The organism is Lonsdalea quercina subsp. quercina (assembly GCF_000688655.1).
Lineage (GTDB): Bacteria > Pseudomonadota > Gammaproteobacteria > Enterobacterales > Enterobacteriaceae > Lonsdalea > Lonsdalea quercina.
The window spans coordinates 21400-43870 of the sequence record NZ_JIBO01000005.1 but is presented as its reverse complement, the minus strand read 5'-3'; the positions used below and the strand labels follow the sequence as shown (position 1 = coordinate 43870).

Here is a 22471-nt window from a genome sequence, read left to right as displayed (position 1 = left end):
AGATCAGGCTTTGTCGACCGAATGAATGGCGGTGACCTGGCTTTCGACCCATCCCTCTTGCAGCCGCGTGCTGAGGGTATCTCCGGGGGTAATCTGTCCCGCCTTTTTCAACACTTCGCCCGATGAGATCGTGGTGACGCTGTAGCCTCGGCCCAGCGTGGCCAGCGGACTGACGGCTTGCAGGTGGGAGCAGGCCTCGCCAAAGCGCTGTTTGTTCTGAGCGATCTGCTTGTCGAGCGCGTGTTGCAGCCGATAGTTCAACTGCTGAAGGTGTTGCTGAGCGCGATGGATCCTCGGCTGCGGCGGCTGTTGCATCAACCGTTGCTGGAGGTGCTCTTGCCTGCGCAGGCTTTGGCGCAATCTGAGTTGTACGGCATCGTCCAGTCGCCGACGCAACCGGATAAGCCGGTTTTGCTGACGCGCCAGCCTCAGTTGAGGGTGTTGCTGTTGCAGGCGGTGGTGCAGACGCGTGAACAGGCTCTGACGCTGCGCCAGATAGTAATCCATCGCCATTTCCAGCCGTTGGCGCTGGATTGTCACCTGACGCAACAGCTCCAGCTGATTGCGGCTGACCAGTTCTGCGGCGGCAGAGGGCGTCGGGGCGCGTAAATCCGCGACGAAATCAGAGATGGTGACATCAGTTTCATGACCGACGGCGCTAACGATGGGAATGCGGCTGGCGAAAATCGCTCTGGCGACGCGTTCGTCGTTGAAGCTCCACAGATCTTCCAAAGAACCGCCGCCGCGGCCGACGATCAGGACATCGCACTCATCGCGAAGGTTAGCCAGTTCGATGGCGCGGATGATTTGCGGCGGGGCATCGGTTCCCTGAACGGAAGTCGGGTAGATGATGACCGGCAGCGACGGATCGCGTCGTTGCAGCACCTGCAAAATGTCATGTAATGCGGCGCCGCTTGCGGATGTGATCACCCCTACGCGTTTGGCCGGTTTCGGCAGCGGCTGCTTGAACTGCTGGTCGAACAATCCTTCGCCGGACAAGCGCTGCTTCAACTGTTCAAACTGCTGTTGCAACAGGCCGTCGCCGGCAGGCTGCATGCTATCCGCCAGCAGCTGATAGTCGCCTCGTGGTTCATACAGCGTAATCATGGCGCGGATGAGCACCTGCTGACCGTTCTGGGGTCGGAACGTCACACGACGGTTACTGCCACGGAACATGGCGCAGCGCACCTGCGCTCGCTCGTCTTTCAGCGTGAAGTACCAGTGGCCGGAGGACGGTTGGGAAAAGTTGGAGATTTCTCCGCTGAGCCAGATATGGCCCATCTCGCCTTCCAGCAGTTGTTTGACCGTCTGATTGAGGCGGCTGACGGTAAATATGGCGCTTGAAGGAGTCTGTGGCATGAGAGAGAGATCGCGTTTCTAAGCAGTGGGTTAATCTTTTCATACTACCGGGCAAAGGGCTGCACGCAAGGCTTTTTATAAAAAACGCTGGAGGCAATCATACATGCTCTGTATAATGCCGCGGCAATATTTTATCTAATCTTCCAACCCTCCTCGGTGAGATATTGCCCATGTTACGTATCGCAAAAGAAGCATTGACGTTTGATGATGTCCTGCTCGTTCCCGCACATTCTACCGTTCTTCCCAACACGGCCGAACTCGGCACTCAACTGACCAAAAACATTCGCCTGAACATCCCTATGCTGTCCGCCGCCATGGATACGGTAACCGAATCTGCTCTGGCGATCGCGCTGGCTCAGGAAGGCGGTCTCGGCTTCATTCACAAGAACATGACTATTGAGCGTCAGGCGGAAGAAGTCGGCCGCGTGAAGCGTCACGAAAGCGGCGTGGTGGTTGAACCGCAGACCGTCACTCCGGCGACGACGCTCCAGCAGGTGAAAGACCTGACCGAACGTAACGGCTTTGCCGGTTATCCGGTGGTGACGGAAGGCAACGAGCTGGTCGGTATTATCACCGGCCGCGNCGTGCGTTTCGTGACCGATATGAACAAGCCGGTCAGTGCCGTGATGACGCCGAAAGAGCGTTTGGTCACGGTCAGCGAGAGTGAAGCGCGCGAACGTGAAGTCGTGCTGCACAAATTGCATGAACGCCGCATCGAGAAGGCGCTGGTCGTCGACGAGCAGTTTCGCCTGAAGGGCATGATCACCGTCAAAGACTTCCAGAAAGCGGAGCGTAAACCGAACGCCTGTAAAGACGAACGCGGCCGTCTGCGCGTTGGCGCAGCCGTTGGCGCGGGCGAAGGCAATGAAGAGCGTATCGACGCCCTGGTCGCCGCCGGTGTCGACGTCCTGCTGATCGACTCTTCCCACGGTCATTCCGAAGGCGTATTGCAGCGTATTCGTGACACTCGCGCCAAATATCCTGACCTTCAAATCATCGGCGGCAACGTGGCAACCGGCGCGGGCGCCTTAGCTCTGGCCGAAGCGGGCGTCAATGCGGTGAAAGTCGGCATCGGCCCTGGCTCTATCTGTACGACGCGTATCGTGACCGGCGTGGGCGTACCGCAGATTACGGCGATCTCAGACGCGGTGGCAGCATTGGATGGCACGGGCATTCCGGTGATTGCCGACGGCGGTATCCGCTTCTCCGGCGACATCGCCAAAGCGATTGCCGCTGGCGCGGCCTGCGTGATGGTCGGCTCCATGCTGGCGGGTACGGAAGAATCTCCGGGCGAAATTGAACTTTATCAGGGCCGCTCGTTCAAGTCGTACCGCGGCATGGGGTCTCTGGGCGCAATGTCCAAAGGCTCTTCAGACCGGTATTTCCAATCAGACAACGCGGCCGACAAACTGGTGCCGGAAGGTATCGAAGGCCGTGTCGCCTATAAAGGCTACCTCAAGGCGATTGTCCATCAGCAAATGGGGGGGCTGCGTTCCTGCATGGGGCTGACCGGTTGTCCGACTATCGATGCGTTGCGCACCAAGGCTGAGTTTGTCCGCATCAGCGGCGCAGGCATTCAGGAAAGCCATGTTCACGACGTTACCATTACTAAAGAATCGCCTAACTATCGCATGGGTTAAGCGCTTTTGTTGACTGATTTAACGAACAGAACCCGGTAATATTTATCGGGTTCTATTTTTCATTCGCTTCTATCCGTATTGGAATACGCCTCTCATGACAGAAAACATTCATCAACACCGCATTCTTATTCTGGATTTCGGTTCGCAATATACGCAACTCGTCGCTCGCCGTGTGCGTGAGTTGGGCGTGTACTGTGAACTTTGGGCATGGGACGTCACCGAAGCGCAGATTCGTGAATTCAATCCGAACGGCATTATTCTCTCCGGCGGCCCGGAAAGCACCACTGAGTTCAACAGCCCGCGCGCGCCTGAGTATGTATTCCAGGCTGGTGTACCTGTGTTGGGCGTTTGCTACGGCATGCAAACCATGGCGATGCAGCTGGGCGGAAAAGTTGAAGGCTCCAACCAGCGTGAATTCGGTTATGCGCAGGTGGAAGTGAAATCTGCCAGCGCGCTGGTTCGCGACATTCAGGACACCGTCAGCGCAGCAGGCGAGCCGTTGCTGGATGTGTGGATGAGCCACGGCGATAAAGTGACCGCGATCCCGCAAGGTTTTGAGACCGTAGCCAGTACCGATACCTGTCCGTTTGCCATTATGGCGAATGAAGAAAAGCGTTTTTACGGCGTACAGTTCCATCCTGAAGTGACGCACACTCGCCAGGGCCAGCGCATGCTGGAACGTTTCGTCCTCGATATCTGTCGTTGTGAAGCGCTGTGGACGCCGGCGAAAATCATCGACGATGCCGTCGCCCGCATTCGTGAACAGGTCGGTGAAGACAAAGTCATCCTTGGCTTGTCTGGCGGCGTAGACTCCTCGGTAACTGCGATGCTGCTGCACCGCGCCATCGGCGACCGTCTGACCTGCGTCTTTGTGGACAACGGCTTGCTGCGACTGAACGAAGCCGATCAGGTGCTGGAAATGTTCGGCGACCAGTTCGGTCTGAACATTGTTCATGTCCCGGCTGAAGAGCGTTTCCTGAGCGCGCTGGCGGGCATTGACGAGCCGGAAGCCAAGCGTAAAACCATCGGTCGTGTGTTTGTTGAGGTCTTCGATGAAGAAGCCTGCAAGCTGACGGACGTCAAATGGCTGGCGCAGGGCACCATCTACCCGGATGTAATCGAATCCGCCGCCTCTGCCACCGGTAAAGCGCACGTCATCAAATCCCACCACAACGTGGGCGGCCTGCCGAAAGAGATGAAGCTTGGCCTCGTCGAGCCGCTGAAAGAGCTGTTCAAAGACGAAGTGCGCAGAATCGGTCTGGAACTGGGCTTACCGCATGACATGCTGTTCCGTCATCCGTTCCCAGGACCGGGTCTGGGCGTGCGTGTACTGGGCGAAGTGAAAAAAGAGTACTGCGATCTGCTGCGTCGCGCCGACGCCATCTTCATCGAAGAGCTGCACAAGGCCGATCTGTATCAGAAGGTCAGCCAGGCGTTCACCGTCTTCCTGCCGGTGCGCTCCGTGGGCGTGATGGGCGACGGCCGTAAGTACGACTGGGTCGTCTCTCTGCGTGCGGTGGAAACCGTGGACTTCATGACCGCGCACTGGGCGCATCTGCCGTACGAGTTCCTCGGCCGCGTCTCCAACCGCATTATCAACGAAGTGGACGGTATCTCCCGCGTCGTTTACGACGTCTCCGGCAAACCGCCTGCGACGATTGAGTGGGAATGATCCAAGGTTCTTCAAGAACTATCGCTAACTATCGAAAAATCGCTATAACAGTTTGATTTATAATTAAATAGGTTGTGGCGACTATCGGTGACTATCGCCGGCCAGCAGAACAGGCTGGCGGTAGACGCGACGGTAAATCAAGAGACCCGGATTATGACCCTCCCGTTGATGATTGATTNTTTTTCGGTCATGACGGTAAAAATCCCCGCCAAAAGCTAGACGTGATGCGGCTTTCGGGGCATCTTCAGACTTCCTGACCCCTGACGGTAAAACCGCCATTGAACAGGAGGAAAACGCGATGCTCACCGACACCGCACTACGCAATCTCAAGCCCAAAGCCAGACCGTACAAGGTTTCCGACCGGGACGGCATGTATGTCATGGTATCCATCGCCGGTACCGTCACCTTCCGCTACGATTACCGTCTTAACGGACGGCGCGAAACCCTCACTATTGGCCGCTACGGCCCCGCCGGTATTTCTCTGGCGCTGGCCCGCGAAAAGCTGCTGGATGCCAAGCGTGCAATTAGTGAAGGGCGTTCCCCGGCACATGAAAAACAACGTGAGAAACGCCGTTTGACCGCTGCCAAACATTTTGATGATATGGCGGCCCGCTGGCTGGTGGACGCGCGCATGGCCGACAGCACCCGCTCTATGCGCAAAAGTATCATGGAGCGCGATATCCTGCCGGTTTACCGTAACCGGCTACTCACCGAAATCAGCCCAGATGATTTACGTGCCTTGTGCAACAAGGTTAAGGCGCGTGGCGCTCCGGCGACGGCGGTGCATATCCGCGATATCGTTAAACAGATTTATGGTTTTGCCATTTTGCATGGGGAGAAGGTCACTAACCCGGCCGATGAGGTCAAAGCCGCCTCGATTGCCACTTTCGCGCCGAAGGAAAGGGCGCTCTCGCCAACCGAGATCCGCCTGGCGTTCCATCAACTTGAGTCTGTGGCTTCTTACCCGACCATCCGTCTGGCTCTGCGTCTGGTTCTGTTGACCCTGGTGCGCAAAAGCGAGCTGGTGGAGGCTACCTGGAATGAAATCGATTTCGAGAACGCTACCTGGACCATCCCTAAAGAACGGATGAAGCGACGAAACCCACACGTCGTTTATTTGTCCCGACAAATGCTGGATATTTTTGTGGCGCTGCATACCTGTGCTTCCGGCTCAAGGTTCGTGCTGCCTTCACGTTATGACGGTCATCGCAGCATGTCGCACGCCACGCTTAATCGGGTCACGCAGCTTGTGGTTCAGCGTGCTCAGGCCAACGGTTTACCATTGGAGCCGTTTACCGTTCACGATTTGCGTCGCACCGGCTCTACATTGCTTAACGAGGTGGGGTTCAACCGGGACTGGATTGAAAAATGCTTGGCGCATGAAGAAGGTCGCTCCTCGCGCTCGATCTACAACAAGGCTGAGTATGCGGAGCAGCGTCGGCATATGCTGCAAGAGTGGTCCGACATGGTCGAAGCCTGGATTGATGGCCGGAACTACGTACCAACGCTGATGCCGGAAAGTGTCACGGTGCCGGTATTGAGAGCATAGGTATGAAGCATTATTCGTTTTTATGCTGCCGTTTTCAGCCCAGTTTCTGGCTTCTCCGGATTCAACATCACCACCTCGACCCGCTGCCATTGACGGCATGAGGTTGACCATCGTTCCGGTCGGGCTTTTTGAGCCGTCTCATATAAGGTTTTTCGTTTTGCCAGCAGGCTTATATCTTCCCCCCGATGCCGTTGGTCCGGCGTCACATAACCGATGGCGCTATGCCGGTGCTCTTCGTTATATCACTGCCTGANCACCTCGACCCAACGCCGCGCTTCATCCAGGTCCAGGAAGCCTGATGACGGCCAAGCCGGAACATATTTTAGCGTCCTGAACAGCCACTCCACATAGGGATTATCGTTGCTGACTCATGGGCGACTGTGCGAGCCGGTGATATTCAGTTCTTCCAGTTTCGCTTTCAACGTCTGGGATTTCATTGGCGCACCATTGTCGGCATGCAGCACTAACGGATGTCGGTAGCACCCTTCACGTAAGGAGCGCGGCGGCCTGCTCGCCGTTTTTCTCTTCATGAACCTCGTAACCGACGATTTTTCGGCTAAAATATCTTCTATTAAATAGAGATAAAAATAGCGACCACGAACCCGTGAGGCTAACCAGGTGACGTCCCACGTCCACACCTGGCATGGCTCAATAGCCTGATAAGTGGTCGGTTTATTCACTTTCTGTGGTGCCCGACTACGGCCACGGTGATGTACCTAGCCGTCTCGCCGGAGCACCCGGTAAAACGTCGACTCACTGGCCAGGTAGATACCCTTGTCCGCCAAACATGGCACGATCTGTGCTGGCGGCAGGCTGGCATATTCCGGCTCGTTACATACCGCGACTATTTGATGCTCTTCTTCAGCTGTCAGTTTATTGGCCGGGACCGGACGCACGGCCGTGGGCCGACGGTCTTCAGCCTGGCCGTTCCAGCGCCGCCAGGTGCTCAGGCTTAACCCCACTTCCCGGCAAGTAGAGAGCAGACGTGCGCCGGCGCGCATGGCTTCACGTATCCATTGGATAAATTGCGTGCGTTCGTGAGCGGGGGTCAGTCGTCCTCGTCCTCCACACCGTAATAGTGATTCAGCTTTTTTCGCAAGACCAGCAACGCAGCCGCCTCGGCCAGGGCCTTTTCTTTGCGCGCCAATTCGCGCTCCAGCCCTTTGATTTTCTTTTGGGCCTGCTTTTGCGACTGGCGGGTATCAGCTTGTGGCGTCTGGAGAAAAGCCTGTTTCCACTGGGCGATTTGTTCAGGATAAAGTCCTTTGCGACGGCAGTATTCACTCAGTTCGGCTTCACTGAGTGTGGCGGTTTCGACGATGACCGCAAAGCGCGCTTCTGTCGACCAAAGGTCGGTGGTTTTGTTAGCTCCGGGCACCGGTTTTCCCACCAGCTTGGCTTGGGTTCGCCAATTATAAAGGGTAGCTTCCGATATCCTTTCCTGTTGTGCAAGTGCGGTAACGGTCATGTTGTAGGGCGGCAGTAATTTGGACAAAACGGCGGCTTTACGTTCCGGTGAATAGCGTTTCATAACAGGCTCCGTTGCCCCCATAGAGATTTTCAGTAAGGGGTGTCAACTATCCTGCCAGAGGGGGATTAGGATAAATCATCAATTGATGAGCAGTAGTCCCGGCAAGACCCGGTGCTTTTAAGTATGGTTCGGTACTTTCCGCACCAAAGGGAAGGCCGACGCGATGGATATCCTTCTTAGTTTGCACCCAGTCAACCGAACCGTGAAGCTTGGTATAACGCGCGACACCTTCCAAGTAACGCGGTTCTCCACGAATGCCGGGAGGATTGTAGTGCATATCTAAATCTAACCGAGAGGAACGGAAAATAGGCATAAGGTTGCCCAATAAACGAACTAATAAATGCAATCCAGCCAATTCAGCACCTGCTTCAATGAGCCGATCATAGTTAGTTGTGAAAATATTTAGTCGATCCCGCACCCCGGTACGGCTGGCAAAACTCATCAGAAAAGTAACCAGAGTATTGAACGCCTGCTCTCGTGTATGTTCCGCAGCAATCGCGATACCTTCTTCACTCTTCAGAATTGAATATGCGAAATTTTGCATGCCGCTTTTTAGTTCTGCACAAATAGCTTCAGCCTCAGTTTTTTTTGCAATATCTCAAAGCCGCGGAGTAACTCATTAGCAACTCGCAGTTGATCTTCGAGATTGCATTCTTTGCGTCCAGCAGCGATGGCTGCTTTCTTTGTGGCTTGATTAATTTCGGTGCGGTGGTTGCTAAGAGGCAGAGTATTCATACCAGCAGCACCTTTCCCGGTAGCCAGATAGTGAATCGCATGTGTTAAGCTGGAACCAGCCAATAAAGAAAGGTGCTCTGACTGAAACAGTGAAGTTAGCCAAGGTTCGATGTGGTTGCGCAAATCTTTAGACCCAAATGAATCAGAGCTTAGCCAAGACACCTCTATTCCTTCAGTCAATTTAAATTTGGCAGTCTGATTTTCATCAGCGATGAACTGTAACGGTACGTGGTCATCGCGCACTTTAATTATGTTGATGTTTGGTGTTTTCTTCTCATCTTGGGATGCCGGAGGGGTAGCTGTTTCGTCACTATCAGCTGAGAATGAAGACTCATTAGCATTCACAATTACTGCTCCTTACTATGTGCATGTAAAAATTTGATAGCATTACTGCGTGTTGCGGATCGGTATTTTCTAACTAAAATGTTTATAACAGCGTATTCAATTATTCTTCAGACGAGGTGGCAACAATTCTGCAACGGTTGTGTTTTTCACTACCGTTTCAACTAAAAATGAATATAAACCGAAGAGACATGTGTTCGGTAGACATCTTATAGGCGATTAAGATAACGAAAATGTGACGATTGGCGGAAATTGTTAATGTCTCCTCCTTGCTCATAACAGACAACAGGAGTCTTCTATAATATTCTGCACGAGAGTATGAATTATTTGGGTTCTCCGAAAAGACGAAGATCTCTAACTCCTCAGTGCATTTAGAACATGGCCAAGACTCGGAAATTGCAAATAATGTGTGGAGCTAATAACATTATGCATACAGTTATAATATTTTCTTGGCTAAGAATAAATATTATCAATCATCTCTCAAGGTTTCTCTGATTATTTATTTTGTAAATAATTGCAGCTAGAGAATTTTAAAAATCATACAAAGCCTTAAAATCAATCCCTAACTCATCAGCAATCACCCCATCACTTCCAGCGTCGGATTTCCAACGCCTCGCTCAATACCACTAATATAGGTGCGATCCAAACCACACTTATCGGCGAAAGCCTCTTTGGAGAGTCCGGCCTGTAAGCAAAGTATTTTACGCGTTGTCCAAAACGGACGGTGATGTTTTTTGTGATCCTACCCACGTAATGTGGACACCGCCCTAAGCGAGGTTCTGGTTTTCAAATTGTTCCGGGCTGAGACCGCTGCAGGCACTGTGCCGGTGCCAGCGATTGTAATCACACTCTATATAATTAAACACTGTGCTTCGCATTATTTCACGGCTGGCGAAGTGTTCACCGTGGATGCATTCCACCTTCAGTGAGTGAAAGTAGCTTTCTGCACAGGCATTATCATAACAGCAGCCTTTTGCACTCATACTGCCACGCAGATTATGCCGTTTCAGTAAAGTCTGGTAATCCGCTGAACAATACTGACCGCCTCTGTCTGTATGAACAATAACCTGTTCCGGCCGCTTCCGACGCCACATCGCCATCTGTAACGCATCGCAAACCAACTGTGACGTCATCCGCGAGGACATCGACCAACCGATAACTGACCGGGACCACAGGTCGATAACGACCGCAAGGTAAAGCCAACCCTTCATCTGTTCGTAAGTACGTGATGTCACCCGCCCACTTCTGGTTCGGGCCGCTGGCGATAAAGTCCTGCTTCAGCAGGTTTTCCGATACTGGCAGGCCGTGTGCACGGTAGCTGACCGGACTGAACTTCCGGCTGGCTTTTGCTCTCAGCCCCTGACGATGCAGGCTGGCGGCGATGGTTTTCACGTTGTATTCCGGTAGTTCGACTGCAAGACGCGGCGCACCATACCGTTGTTTTGCCGCACTGAATGCCTTGCGAACAGCATTATCGCAGTTAAGGCGGAACTGCTGACGCGGGCTGACCTGATAACGGCGCAGACGCCAGGCATACCAGCCGCTGCGGGCGACAATGGCCTTGATGCTGAACTCAGACTGATATTTTTCGATAAAGACATACTCCATTTCAGGCGCTTCGCGAAGTATGTCGCGGCCTTTTAAAGAGAATGGCCAGCTCCTCATCCCGCTCGGCCAGCTGTCGCTTTAACCGAGCACTTTCTGCGGCCAGTTCACTTTCATGTTCTGAAGAGGTCATTTGTTGCTGTTGCTTACTGCGCCAGGTATAGAGCTGCGATTCATAATGAGCTGGCGGGCAGCAGCAGCAGCGACGATGCGCTCAGCCAGTTTCAGGGTTTCATCGCGGAATTCAGGTGTGTGTTGTTTACGGGGCTTTTTGCTGGTTGATGTCGGTTTTGTCATGAGTCGCCTCTGGTTGAGAGTTTACTCACTTAATCGCGTGTCCACTATTGCTGGGTAGGATCACGAGGTATAAGGATTGACTTTTCGAGGCCTGGAACACCCACAGATAATGCCACGGTGGAGTCTTTTAACGGCAGACTGCGGCAGGGGTGCCTGAATAAAACGGATTTATGTCTCAGGAGGATGCACTGTGCTAAATCAAGGCCTGGCGCATACTCTATAATCAGAGCCGCCCCCATTCTGCGCTGGGATGAACGACCCCTGCTGAATTTGCCGAAAAATCTGCCGGTTGCCAGAATATGCAACCAACCTGAAGCCGGTTATTTATGATTATGTCCAAATCAGATTTGGGATCATGATCAAGGTAAAATATCAAGGCATGAATCCAGTCCAAATATTCAGTAAAAATAAGGATATGCAGCCAAGAGATGTCGGGTCATTGTTGTATTTTTCTATAGATGTAAGAAGAGATTGAAGGTAATATATGCTTCTACAATTCCATTATCTAACACAGGTTAAAAAATGAATAAAAGGAACTTCATCCACTATGGATTATACTTAGTCATAGCCTTAGTTATGTCACTTATCTACTATAAAATAAGTCAAAGAATAAACATAAATTCGGATATGGCTTCTGGGTTCCTTGCCGCTAGCGATTTAAGTAAAGGTAATATATATCTTAAAGGCTGGAGTCTATCAACTGTTCCATTTTACTTTACAGAATTAGTTTGGTATTCACTGGTGATCCTCATCGGTGGATATAATTATATGTACAACTATGCTCTACCAGCAATATATCTAGTGGTTTTATGCACCCTCATAATAATGTGCTGTGATAATAAAAAAATAGGTTTTTTTCTTACATTTTTCTTGCTGGGAACACCGGGCCTGTTTTTGACAAGTAACATACTAGTTCCCGTAATTCATATCGGCGCATATATTTTTAGCCTGACATCTCTATTACTTACTATGAAATACGTTAAAAGCGGTTTGAACTGTCATCTCATCATCAATTATTTTATACTAACGATGGTTTTTTTCAGTGATAGTATCTCTATATTTATAATACTTGTCCCTTTTTTAACTGTTTCTTTTGTCACGTTTATACAAGGTAAGATAAGTAAGCGCTGGTCTGCACTTACACTAATATCCTTAGTTTCATATGGATCATCATTGTTAATATGGAATCTATTCAAAAAATACGGGTTTAATGTTCCAGGATATTCATCCCCAACATTTGTATCATTGGATGATTTTTATAGTAACCTAAATATTTTAGTTGAAGGTTTTTTACGATTACAAGACTCTTTCTTTTTCGGTGCAGATCCACACAACCGCCAGACTATATTTATTTGTTTATCCTTTGCATGTCTAAGTTATATTATGATCATGCTTTTTTTAAAATTAAAAAAAGCAAAAGACTTTGATAGCCTTGATGTTTATCTTTGTTCAGCAACCTTTGTTATGCCCATAGCTTTTGTAGTAAGTAGCGTAAATGTTGGGGTATCATCAATCAGATATATAATTCCATTTTTTATTTTTACGACAATACTCCTTAGTAGAAAAAATGATGGAGAATGTAGCAACACACGATTGAAGTATCTTGTATTTTTTGTAATGTTTGTTGTATCTATTTACAGTATTTACAACATGCTAAATACTCCTAAAGCCCTCAATCAAATGCATAATGTTTCTGAAATTATCAAAAAAAATGGTCTAAAAAAAGGCTATGCTGAGTTTTGGCATGCTTCATCTATTTCAGTATATGGTGATGTACAAGTAGCACCAATATATTATGATGGTATGAAGCTGATAAAGATGAAATGGCTAAGTAAAGATGAGTGGTATAACTCAGGAAATAATTTTGTCATCGTTAACAACAATGATATTGAGGCAACTGTTGTTAGGCAATTCGGTAATCCCGACAAAGTAATCGAAGTAGAAGGCGTAAAAATATTTATTTGGAATAAAAACCTCATAGCTTCAGATCATTGATAGCATAAAAATTTATAATACCAGATTTTCAAACCGCCCCCAAATTGGGGGCCTTATACTAGCTAAAAATTTAGTAAAACTGCCACTGATGACAGTTTTAATCCACTGATAATCAAAAGTAATCGACTTAAAGTTAGCTGCATATTCTGACAACCGGCGGATTGCGGCTCACGCGCAGCACAAGTAATAGCTGTCTTTCTCTGCAGTGGGCACGCCGGCGGCAGTTTTTTGCCAGCACATCCTGCAGCATCATCTTGTCGAAGTGAATCGCCACGAAAAATCCAGACACTTTCGAGTCGATGATAATATTAGTTTTCGTATTCTGCCGGTGGAATCTGATTGCTTGAACCATGCCGACGCTTACAGTTATAAAACATTTCGATGTAATCAAAAATATTGATGCGGGCTTCTTCCCGCGTTCCTTAAATCTTTTTCTTTATCCGATCGCGTTTAAGTAGCTGGAAAAAGCTTTCCGCAACTGCGTTATCGTGACAGTTACCACGACGCTCATGCTGCCTTCAAGACCGTGTGATTTAGGAACGACTGCCACTCATGGTGTAAGTGTAAGCACACCCGTTTTAGTTTCACGCATTTTTTGAGAGTTTCAGTTTTTCAGCCATTAGCCGGTACTCTTCCGGTGTCAGGTTATTCAGGGATTCATGAGGCCGCTCGCTGTTGTATTCCGTCAGCCTGCGCTCTGTGATTTCCCGTGCCTCGTTCAGTGTTCTGAACAGGTAAAAATCCAGTATTTCTGTCCAGTATGTCCGGTTAAAGCGTTCGATAAAAGCATTTTGCGCAGGTTTACCCGGCTTGATTAACTCCAGCATCACACCATGATCCTCATCCCACTGTGCCAAAGTCAGCGAGACTAATTCCGGCCCATTGTCCATCCGTATCTTCAGTGGATATCCGCGGTGTGCCACTATCCTATCCAGTACCCGGACGACATGCTGAGCCGGGATATTCAGATCGATTTCTATCGCCAGCGCCTTACGGTTAAATTATCAACCACGTTGAAGGTTCTGATACGTCTGCCGCAGACGAGCGCATCGTGAATAAAATCGATGGACCAACTCTGGTTCAGCGCTCCCGGTGTGGCCAGCGGAACCGGATTACGCAAGGGCAGTCGTTGTTTTACTTTGCGACGAAAATTCAGTTTCAGCAGGAAGTAAATCCGGTGTACACGCTTATGATTTCAGGTATTTCCCTGCCTGCGAAGAACCTGAAATAGCTTCTTAAATCCGTAGCGAGGATAGAGTTCAGCCGCCTCAGTCAGGCTCTGGATCACCGGTTCATCACGCCGTGTATCCGGTTGATAACGAAACACCGTCCTGCTCAGCGATAACGTCTTGCATGCCTGGCGTATGCTCATCGTAAACTGCGTCGTCAGATGGCTGACAAGCTCACGCTTTATCGATGGTTTTAAAGCTAATGGAATGGTTCGCTCCCACCCGGCTTGCTAAAATTTCACTTGTTGTCAGCCTTTATATTGGATGTGTGTTATGTCGAGAATAAAGACACAGTCCCTGAGCAGAATGGGTATTGATATCGGTAAAAATAGGTTTCGTTTAGTCGGGATGGACGACAAAGCAAATATCCTGATTCGGCGATGTTTTACCCGCGATAAATTAATTGAGTATCTGGCCCGTGTACCCCAGATGACAATCGGCATGGGGGTTGCCATTGGCTGGCCAGAAAAGCTAAATCATTTGGATATACGCCCTTCATTGTCCTAGCCCAATTTGTAAAACCTTTCGTTAAATCAAACGAGAATGATCTGATTGGTGCTGAAGCAATCGCTGAAGCTATCTCTCACCCTACTATGCGAACAGTGATACCATAAACAACGGCACAACTCGATCTGCAGGCATTACATCGGATCAGAGAACGCATGGTGTCTCATAAAACAGCGGTGGTTAATCAGACCAGAGCATTTCTCCTGGAATACGGGCTGACTATTCATAGTGGGATTGCGAAATTTACACATGGTATGCCTTCACTGTTAGCAGACGAGCAAAACGAGTTGAGTCCATCAATGAGGGATATACTCACTGATCTCTGGCAGGAATACCGTGCCCTTGAAGAAAAGCTTTTGCACATTCGTCGCCGTATTGAATCTATCGCTGATGCGGATGGAATAGCTAAAAGGCTAACGTCGATTCCCGGCGTAGGAAAATTGACAGCGACAGCAATGACGGCGTTTGTCGGTAATGGTCAACAATTTAAATCAGGGCGCAATTTAGCAGCCTGGCTTGGCCTTGTCCCCCGAGAATACTCAACAGGAGGCAAGCAACGTTTATTAGGTATGAGTAAACGTGGTAATGCATACCTTAGAAAACTGCTTATCCATGGTGCCCGAACCTGTGTTCTGCATTTAAACAGAACAACAAATCTGCTGGGACAGTGGATACAAATTATGGAAGAGCGTGGGGTACACCGCAATAAGGTTGTTGTTGCACTGGCGAACAAAATTGCCCGAATTATCTGGGCTGTCATGACTCGACCGGGCACTTTCTATTTACAACAACGAGATGTCTAAAATCGCTTAAAATCTTACCAGTGTGCAGGGTATGTGATGACAAAACTGTGCAATGGCGTCTTGTAAACCTGGGACAAAAAAGCGGCTTTAGCAGCCGAAGAAGTTTATCGAGAACTTGACGCGCTTATTCCATCATGGCCTTGCTGCCAAAAGCAGCTGACTTGCAAGAGGCCGGATACATTAACGCAAACAGCTTTTATCATCGTGTGCTTGCAAAACGGTAGCGAACCATACATTTTTGTCAGCTCGTTCTGTAGCATGGCCTTATCGAGGCTCTGGTCGGCCACCAGCTTCTTCTGCCTGAGATTATCTTCTTCCAACTGCCGCATGTGTTTTAGTTCTGAAGGCGAAATCCCGCCGTATTTCTTACGCCAGGCGTAAAAAGTGGCGTCGTAGATACCGAACTTGCGTCAGATGTCCGGCACAGAGGTTCCAAGCTTTGCCTACTTAAGGGCAAAAACAACCAGCTCTTTAGTGAATCGTGATCTTTTCATCGGCACCACCTCCGTTCAGGGGGGAGGTTATCATGCCGGAATTTTGTTTCTGAATGGAGCAAGATTTCGGGTCAGGGTCAGGGTCAGGGTCAGGGTCAGGGTCAGGGTCAGTGTCTTTTAACTGCTTGTCAGAAAGCAAAGGGTCCGAAAACGCTTCTTGGTCAAGTCAGAGCATTGCGCAAAGAGCGGCTCAGTCAACCGTGCAGCATCCTGGATGGCGGCAATCCTCCTTGCAAAAGCCATGGCGAAGTACTTGTTGACTATCAGGATCTTTTGGCAAAGCCATGCTACGGTGTGAGTATTCGAGTACTCACTGCCATCATGGGGATAAATGACGGAATTGGCGAAGTGCGCATCCGAGTGATGTTAGGAGCGGTAGGTAGATTTTGCGCTGCAATGATAGTTCACCAAAAAGCGAATATGGCCGCGACGAACCAGCGAGGCTTTGGTGCCACTACGGTGGTCAAAACAGTTACACTTAGGATATGAGCACATCACCTCAGATAGTTGATGACGTTGTGCGCTGCTGTCGCAGCGACCTCTTGATGTCCCAGAGTAAGTGCTGTCTTCGACTGCGAAAGACCACAACGCTATGCATAGCGGTCATTATTTTGACTCATTAAACGTCTGAATTGGGTCTAGAGCAGTCTTTTTCCACTGGCCGCTTTTGGTTGGCAGACGCTTGCTGCAATCGGTTGGAGTCGTCCAGAATCAGACGGTTTTGTGGTGGTCTGAACGGGTTATTCTTGAAGCTTGAGTGCTAGGCGAACTTTATGAAAGACAGTAGCCATTAAGAGGCAATGGCTAAGCTTTTATAGGCCGATCCGTCTTATACGGCTGAGTTGTTGGCTAAGGGTGCTCGTGATGATGATCTGGCTGTCTTTGAACGGTAGCTATCGGCTAGCTTTGCCATTAGCAGCGCTAACCCGTCCTCTTAGGTAGTTTTTTGACTCTGTATGGCATTTTTCATAGCCTTACGATTCCGGAATATATGAATGTTATGTTTTATAATGAATTTATTGATTGGTTGATAATCTTGTTGGAATGATTTCGCTTCTGGCAACAGCCTGCACGTATAAGCAGTAAAAACACCTCTAAGCCCGCGTAACTGCGGGCTTTTTTGTTTTTGTGTCTGGCACTTTCTGGCAGCGGTTAGCTACGGGGAAGCACGGTTTTTCATGGAGGGATCGGACTGCAAAACCACATTTAGGAGGGGCACACAACCACTACCGGCGACATCAGGCCTGTGCCGAATATTAAATATCTTTATTTAACAATGTGTTACGAGTTTATTTGTCAGCATGTAATCGGCCAGATGTGTTCGTCTGACACACCTTACTCCACTTATAGCGTGGGGTTAATGTTAATAACCACACAATAAATAATATTTAGAAACGAATCACCTGGTGACATCTCGAATCTGATTTTATTTAGACAATAAGTAATTTAACCGAGCTTCTTTGAAAAGCTAAACGTGGGTTAAACGAGTGGCGTCAATTTAATTAAAAAGGTGTGTCTTGATACATCAAATTCCATCTATCGCGTGAGTCAGTGTTAAACATTTCAGAATGGGTGATATTTTAAGACGAACAACATCACTACAATTTGTATCTGTTCTTTTCTCGAAAATATATATTCAAAATTGTGCTTTATTATAAAATTAAATGGAAGTTAAACGGCTAGCGTTAATTTAGATAATGAAATCTGTTGCCATTTTGTTTATTTCTCACTTTTAACGATTGATAACGTGTTTGCGAATACATGATGGGAAAGTTAATTTCCTTATATATAACAGTGATTTTACTTGTGTGTGAGTTTATTTTGATGATCGGAATCAGCGATCGGTGACCCAATATTTGATTTGTATTAACTATTAAAGTTGCTTGATTGATCGCCTTTGACGATCGGTTTGGTTTATGGATAATGCACCAAGTCAATTTGAGGGGTGAAAATAAAATAATGCCAATTTGATTTGAATCAATCCTCAGGTGTGGGGGTGGTGAAAATTAATTAATCTCACATTCTTACGTCAACGAAATCGCTGTGGATCGGATAAAACCAGAGTAGATGAAGCGGTTATAGTGAAATAAGTCCCACTTCGTAGGTTATGGCGCTCAGGAGTGAAGGAGCGGAAGTTGCCGGTGTAATTAATATTTTGGTGAGTGTGAAAACTGTTTTATTACTTAAGATAACTAACGTTATTTTTATTTCAATCAAACGATATTGCTTAACTTGGATTTGTTTCCACATAACTTTAGTTAGCTAAGTCTTTTTTACTATGGCTGTTTTTCTCTGATTTGATGAGGCGTTTTATTAGTTTCTGGGGTTACTTTAATAAGAGGTATTACTGTCTTTAAATGTTTTTATTTGTTTAGCACTTCATTTTGTCAGGTGGAAGTATGGTCTTGCGAAATCCAGGGAATACATTTGTCTATTTACTGAGTGGACAAATGTATTCGCATGACATGCGAATGAAGTATGACATCAAGAACGTGGTGTTTTTGACTGTCTAATGAAATATATGAATATCAAATAGCAGGATTTTTAAATGAAAAAACTCATTCTGGCTTCATTGTTACCGGTATTAATGGCTGGGTCGTTCACTTGTCACGCAGATGACGAAGGTGGTGGCGGTGATGAGCCAACGACGGTTTCCCCTAAAGCGATTAGTGTTGATGGTGGCAAAATCAACTTTACGGGTTCCGTTGTTGCTGCGCCATGTGCGGTAGATAGCTCTTCGAATGGTCAGAGTGTCACTCTGGGGCAAATTGCCACCAATCAGTTGGCAACAGAAGGCGCCACCGGCTCCGCAGTACCATTCACCATCAAGTTGGTGGGTTGTGACTTGTCACCGCAGGCGGGTGCGGCTACCGGGACGAGCAACTACACCAAAGCGTCCATTACGTTCAATGGGTCTACCGTGGATTCCACCACCCTGCAGTTGACCGCTGATGGAGCTGGCTCTACGCCGGCCAAAAACGTAGGTATCCAGATTATGCAGGCTGGACAGACTGTCACGGTTGATGGCAGCACCAGCACCAAATCACAGAACATCATTGCGGGTGAAAATGAAATTCCTTTCACTGCAACCTATGTGGCGACTGGTACGTCTGTTACCGCTGGCGCAGCAAATGCCTCCGTTAACTTCAAAGTGAACTACGAATAATCGCAGAGTCACTGTGTCCGCGACATGAGTGTCGCGGACATCGGTTTCATCATCATCAGGGGAAACAATCGTGCCCGGTTTTAAAATACGAAACACCTTAATAGCAGTATTTATGTCGACAGTATGTCTGATGCCCTCCTTGGCAAATGCAGGAGGCATCATGCTGGGGGGGACCCGCATTATTTACCCGGCAAACCAGAAGCAGGTCCCTATGTCCGTGCGCAATACCTCGGAACAGAGCAGCTTCCTGGTCCAGTCTTGGGTAGAACAGGCAGATGAGAAAAAGAGTCAGGATTTTGTTGTTACCCCGCCACTATATGTTAGCGGGCCGGGTAATGAGAACACCCTTCGTCTGATGTATGTCGGCGCATCGGCAGCGCCTGACCGGGAAACCCTTTACTACTTCAACACTAAAGCTATTCCCTCAATCGACAAGAAGAAGATGGAAGGCAAAAACATGCTGTTGCTGGCGGCGGTAACGCGCATCAAATTATTCCTGCGCCCTGCCGGACTGAAGCCGACCGTAGATAAAGCGCCAACTGAACTGACCTTTCACCGTGCCGGCGGCCAGATACGAATTGATAATCCGACGCCTTATTATCTCACTTTGGTCGAGATGAAGGTCGGAGGGAGCAAGCTGCCTGACACCATGGTTTCACCGCGTAGCAGTGCCACGCTAGCGCTTCCGGCTTCACCGGGAGGAACGGTGACGTATCGGACAATCAACGATTATGGTGCGGCGACACCGGAAATGCGCTCAGAGCTGAAGTAATGCTGTTCTTTTTTTTTACTCAGGTTTGATTTGGGTGCTTGCTGAATGCAGATTTTACATGACAACAAACAACACAAGGGAAAGACAGCACCAGAGAACAGGCGGTTTTGCGCCATATCATCTGTGGCGGCCTGGGTTACTGCAGCACTGATGCTGCCGTTGTGCGCGCACGCTGAACTTTATTTCCCGGCGGAGCTTATTGCCTCGGATGCACAGATGGTGGCGGATCTGTCCCGTTTTGGGAAAGAGGGCGCTCAACTGCCCGGAAATTATCAGGTTGATATTTATGTTAATCATCAACAGGTTGCAAGTCGCAACCTGCGGTTCACTGAGGCTGTAGGTCATGGTGATCCCCGTTCAGGGGCCTCGGGGGCGGAAAAGCAAGACGCATCGGACATCTTGGATAAGACAGGATTGATGGCTTGTCTGACCCGTCAGGACCTTGAGGAGTTTGGGGTGAATCTGACGTCATTCCCCGTTCTGAACGCGATTAAGGACGATGCGTGCATTTCTCCCGGAAGATACATTCCGCAAGCATCCACCTCATTCGATTTTCAGAAAATGAGGCTCGATATCAGTATTCCACAGGCTGCCATGCACAATCGCGCACGGGGCTATATTTCGCCGAAAAAGTGGGATGAGGGGATCAATGCAGCGCTGTTGAACTATAGCTTCAGCGGCAATATCAATCACGGACGTTACAGCAACAGTAGCAGCCATTACCTAAACCTGAATAGCGGACTGAACGTGGGGCCATGGCGACTGCGGGATTACCGTACGTGGAATGAATATGAAAGCCGTTATTACCGTTACCGTAAATGGCAGCGCATAAAAACCTACGCTGAGCGTGCGATTGTTCCGCTGCGCAGTGAACTGGTGATGGGCGAGAGCACAACCAGTGGTGATGTATTTGATTCGCTCGGATTCAGAGGGATGCAAGTGGCGACGGATGACAACATGTATCCAGACAGTCTCCGAGGATTCGCGCCCGTTATTCGGGGCGTGGCCACTACCAATGCGAAAGTCAGCATTAAACAGAACGGCTATAGGGTTTATCAGACCTTTGTTTCCCCCGGCGCGTTTGCAATTAATGACCTTTATCCGGTGTATTCCAGTGGCGACCTTGAGGTTACCGTCACTGAAGCGGATGGCAGCACACATACTTTTACCGTGCCTTATTCGTCCGTACCCGTGTTACAGCGTGAAGGTCATCTTAAATATTCCTTGACGGCGGGGCGGTATCAGGCGGGAAGTGACAGCTACAACAGCCCGGAGTTTGCCCAGGGGACGCTGATATGGGGGCTGCCTCATAACATCACTGTTTACGGTGGCATGCAGTATTCGCAGAACTATCTGTCCGGTCTGATCGGCGGTGGGCTGAATCTGGGGCTGCTGGGTGCCTTTTCTGCTGATATCACTCAGGCAGACAGTACCCTTGTGGATGGCTCCCGTCATCAGGGGCAGTCACTAAGGTTCTTATACGCTCGTTCGCTTAACTCGCTGGGTACGACGTTCCAGCTAACGGGGTATCGTTATTCCACTCAGGGTTTCCACTCACTGGATGAAACGGCCCTGAAAGGAATGACGGGCTGGCGTTATGACACAGATACCGTTGACGTTGAAGGTAAACCAGTAAAGCGGCCCTATACCGATTATTACAATCTATATAACAACCGGCGGGCGAAAGTTCAGGCAAGTATCTCTCAGCGGGTAGGAAAGATCGGCTCTGTATACCTCACAGGGGTCAGGCAGACATATTGGAATCGCACTGGCGCCGCTGATTCTCTGCAGGCTGGGTTTAACAGTTCCGTTGGAAGCGTTAGCTACAGCCTGTCATGGAGTTACAGCCGGGAAACCGGACAGAGTGGCGCGGATAAATCGCTGTATCTATCCCTGTCCGTACCGCTGGATGCCTTTTTGTCGGGCGATAGGGAGAACCGTCACCATCCTGTATATGCCACCTACAGCGCAGGGCAGGACACTACCGGGAATATTACTCATCAAGCCGGCCTTAGCGGCACAGCACTTGAAGGGAACAACCTTGGCTGGAACGTATCCCAGGGATATTCGCGCACCAGTGGCGACAGTGGCAGCGTAAGCGCGAGCTATCAGGGCGGGTATGGAAGTAGTAACGCGGGCTACAGCTATAGCAGCACCTACAAGCAAGTGAGTTATGGCGTCAGCGGGGGAGGGCTGCTGCATGCAAACGGTCTGACCCTGGGACAGCAAATAGGTGAGACCGGCGTCTTGATTGCAGCGCCGGGGGTATCCGGCGTGGCGGTAGAAAACGAAGCCGGGGTCCGCACGGACTGGCGCGGGTATGCGATTAAGCCCTATGCCACCATCTACCGGGAAAATCGGATCGCGCTGGACACTGCATCGCTGGATGACCATACCGATATTGATTACGCGGTCAGCCGTGTGGTGCCAACCCGTGGAGCTATTGTGCGAGCTAGGTTTAAGGGGTATTCCGGTAGTCGAATACTGATGACGCTGATGTATAGAGGCAAACCGGTGCCTTTCGGGGCGATGGTGACGGCCGGTGAGCGGTCGGGCATTGTGGGTGATGATGGTCTGGTGTTTTTGTCCGGGATGCCGCGGGAAGGGACGGTCAATGCGGATTGGGGCGACGGAGCTGGCAGACGGTGTTCCGCTCCTTGGTCCTTGCCCGCGGATGCTGAAAAACAGTCCGTAGTGAGGATCAATATGGAATGTCATTGAACAATCACTGATTCAGCGATGGGTTACTTACTGGTATCAAAATGAGATTAATAG

At 49.4% G+C, this 22471-nt stretch carries 11 protein-coding genes and 8 pseudogenes; 10 read left to right on the top strand and 9 right to left on the bottom strand.

The window, feature by feature from the left end; translation table 11 throughout:
- Positions 1-3: 3 nt before the first annotated feature.
- The gene (gene xseA / locus RZ35_RS04965; RefSeq protein ID WP_026742299.1) at positions 4-1359 is read right to left on the bottom strand and encodes an exodeoxyribonuclease VII large subunit; all 1356 of its coding nucleotides are present in this window, start codon (positions 1357-1359) and stop codon (positions 4-6) included.
- A 170-nt stretch (positions 1360-1529) separates the two neighbouring features.
- Here xseA and guaB point away from each other — a divergent pair, with 170 nt between their 5' ends.
- The 3 genes from guaB to RZ35_RS04950 all read left to right on the top strand — a co-directional run bounded on the left by guaB (position 1530) and on the right by RZ35_RS04950 (position 6220).
- Positions 1530-2999, top strand: a complete 1470-nt coding sequence (guaB, locus tag RZ35_RS04960; RefSeq protein ID WP_026742298.1) for an IMP dehydrogenase — start codon at positions 1530-1532, stop codon at positions 2997-2999.
- Between the two features lie 94 nt (positions 3000-3093).
- Entirely contained in the window at positions 3094-4671 is a 1578-nt protein-coding gene (gene guaA / locus RZ35_RS04955; protein WP_026742297.1) for a glutamine-hydrolyzing GMP synthase, read from the top strand.
- Between the two features lie 298 nt (positions 4672-4969).
- Complete coding sequence (locus tag RZ35_RS04950) at positions 4970-6220, top strand: tyrosine-type recombinase/integrase (RefSeq protein WP_026742296.1); 1251 nt, start codon at positions 4970-4972, stop codon at positions 6218-6220.
- A gap of 20 nt (positions 6221-6240) precedes the next feature.
- Here RZ35_RS04950 and RZ35_RS17635 read toward each other — a convergent pair.
- The 5 genes and pseudogenes from RZ35_RS17635 to RZ35_RS17215 form a co-directional block, all read right to left on the bottom strand.
- A pseudogene (locus RZ35_RS17635) lies at positions 6241-7751 on the bottom strand (IS3 family transposase).
- 46 nt (positions 7752-7797) lie between these two features.
- Entirely contained in the window at positions 7798-8295 is a 498-nt protein-coding gene (locus tag RZ35_RS18170; RefSeq protein WP_200873747.1) for an SIR2 family protein, read from the bottom strand.
- Positions 8296-8303: 8 nt separating this feature from the next.
- The gene (locus RZ35_RS18165) at positions 8304-8831 is read right to left on the bottom strand and encodes a hypothetical protein (RefSeq protein ID WP_200873746.1); all 528 of its coding nucleotides are present in this window, start codon (positions 8829-8831) and stop codon (positions 8304-8306) included.
- Positions 8832-9358: 527 nt separating this feature from the next.
- Positions 9359-9569, bottom strand: a pseudogene (locus RZ35_RS18580) (helix-turn-helix domain-containing protein).
- A gap of 26 nt (positions 9570-9595) precedes the next feature.
- A pseudogene (locus RZ35_RS17215) lies at positions 9596-10730 on the bottom strand (IS3 family transposase).
- Between the two features lie 75 nt (positions 10731-10805).
- On the opposite strand from RZ35_RS17215, the pseudogene RZ35_RS17800 reads away from it, so the two are divergent.
- Together RZ35_RS17800 and RZ35_RS04925 are read left to right on the top strand one after the other, a co-directional pair.
- Positions 10806-10984, top strand: a pseudogene (locus tag RZ35_RS17800) (integrase core domain-containing protein); the annotation flags it as partial.
- 373 nt (positions 10985-11357) lie between these two features.
- A complete protein-coding gene (locus RZ35_RS04925) occupies positions 11358-12725 on the top strand; it encodes a hypothetical protein (RefSeq protein WP_139171528.1) in 1368 nt (455 codons plus the stop codon).
- Positions 12726-13033: 308 nt separating this feature from the next.
- On the opposite strand, the pseudogene RZ35_RS17200 reads toward RZ35_RS04925, so the two are convergent.
- A pseudogene (locus tag RZ35_RS17200) lies at positions 13034-13277 on the bottom strand (IS3 family transposase); the annotation flags it as partial.
- A gap of 32 nt (positions 13278-13309) precedes the next feature.
- A pseudogene (locus tag RZ35_RS04920) lies at positions 13310-14154 on the bottom strand (IS3 family transposase); the annotation flags it as partial.
- 106 nt (positions 14155-14260) lie between these two features.
- Here RZ35_RS04920 and RZ35_RS18160 point away from each other — a divergent pair.
- Together RZ35_RS18160 and RZ35_RS18155 are read left to right on the top strand one after the other, a co-directional pair.
- A complete protein-coding gene (locus RZ35_RS18160; protein ID WP_200873745.1) occupies positions 14261-14461 on the top strand; it encodes a hypothetical protein in 201 nt (66 codons plus the stop codon).
- Positions 14462-14583: 122 nt separating this feature from the next.
- Positions 14584-15264: pseudogene (locus RZ35_RS18155) on the top strand (IS110 family RNA-guided transposase); the annotation flags it as partial.
- 236 nt (positions 15265-15500) lie between these two features.
- Here RZ35_RS18155 and RZ35_RS18275 read toward each other — a convergent pair.
- A pseudogene (locus RZ35_RS18275) lies at positions 15501-15758 on the bottom strand (transposase); the annotation flags it as partial.
- Positions 15759-18306: 2548 nt separating this feature from the next.
- On the opposite strand from RZ35_RS18275, the gene RZ35_RS04905 reads away from it, so the two are divergent.
- From RZ35_RS04905 to RZ35_RS04895, 3 genes are all read left to right on the top strand, one after another.
- Positions 18307-18924, top strand: coding sequence for a fimbrial protein (locus RZ35_RS04905; protein ID WP_026742292.1), 618 nt, complete (start codon positions 18307-18309; stop codon positions 18922-18924).
- 160 nt (positions 18925-19084) lie between these two features.
- On the top strand, positions 19085-19696 hold the full coding sequence (locus RZ35_RS04900) for a fimbria/pilus periplasmic chaperone (protein WP_235195085.1): 612 nt from the start codon (positions 19085-19087) through the stop codon (positions 19694-19696).
- A 150-nt stretch (positions 19697-19846) separates the two neighbouring features.
- Positions 19847-22417: a fimbrial biogenesis usher protein gene (locus tag RZ35_RS04895; protein ID WP_051625482.1), complete on the top strand. Its 2571-nt coding sequence runs from the start codon at positions 19847-19849 to the stop codon at positions 22415-22417.
- Positions 22418-22471 lie beyond the last annotated feature (54 nt).

Bases quoted from the DNA above. Each gene is read 5' to 3' on its own strand.
- xseA (WP_026742299.1), bottom strand. From the start codon at position 1,359: ATGCCACAGACTCCTTCAAGCGCCATATTTACCGTCAGCCGCCTCAAT.
- guaA (WP_026742297.1), top strand. From the start codon at position 3,094: ATGACAGAAAACATTCATCAACACCGCATTCTTATTCTGGATTTCGGT.
- RZ35_RS04950 (WP_026742296.1), top strand. From the start codon at position 4,970: ATGCTCACCGACACCGCACTACGCAATCTCAAGCCCAAAGCCAGACCG.
- RZ35_RS18170 (WP_200873747.1), bottom strand. From the start codon at position 8,295: ATGCAAAATTTCGCATATTCAATTCTGAAGAGTGAAGAAGGTATCGCG.
- RZ35_RS04925 (WP_139171528.1), top strand. From the start codon at position 11,358: ATGGCTTCTGGGTTCCTTGCCGCTAGCGATTTAAGTAAAGGTAATATA.
- RZ35_RS18160 (WP_200873745.1), top strand. From the start codon at position 14,261: ATGGGTATTGATATCGGTAAAAATAGGTTTCGTTTAGTCGGGATGGAC.
- RZ35_RS04905 (WP_026742292.1), top strand. From the start codon at position 18,307: ATGAAAAAACTCATTCTGGCTTCATTGTTACCGGTATTAATGGCTGGG.
- RZ35_RS04900 (WP_235195085.1), top strand. From the start codon at position 19,085: ATGCTGGGGGGGACCCGCATTATTTACCCGGCAAACCAGAAGCAGGTC.
- RZ35_RS04895 (WP_051625482.1), top strand. From the start codon at position 19,847: ATGCTGCCGTTGTGCGCGCACGCTGAACTTTATTTCCCGGCGGAGCTT.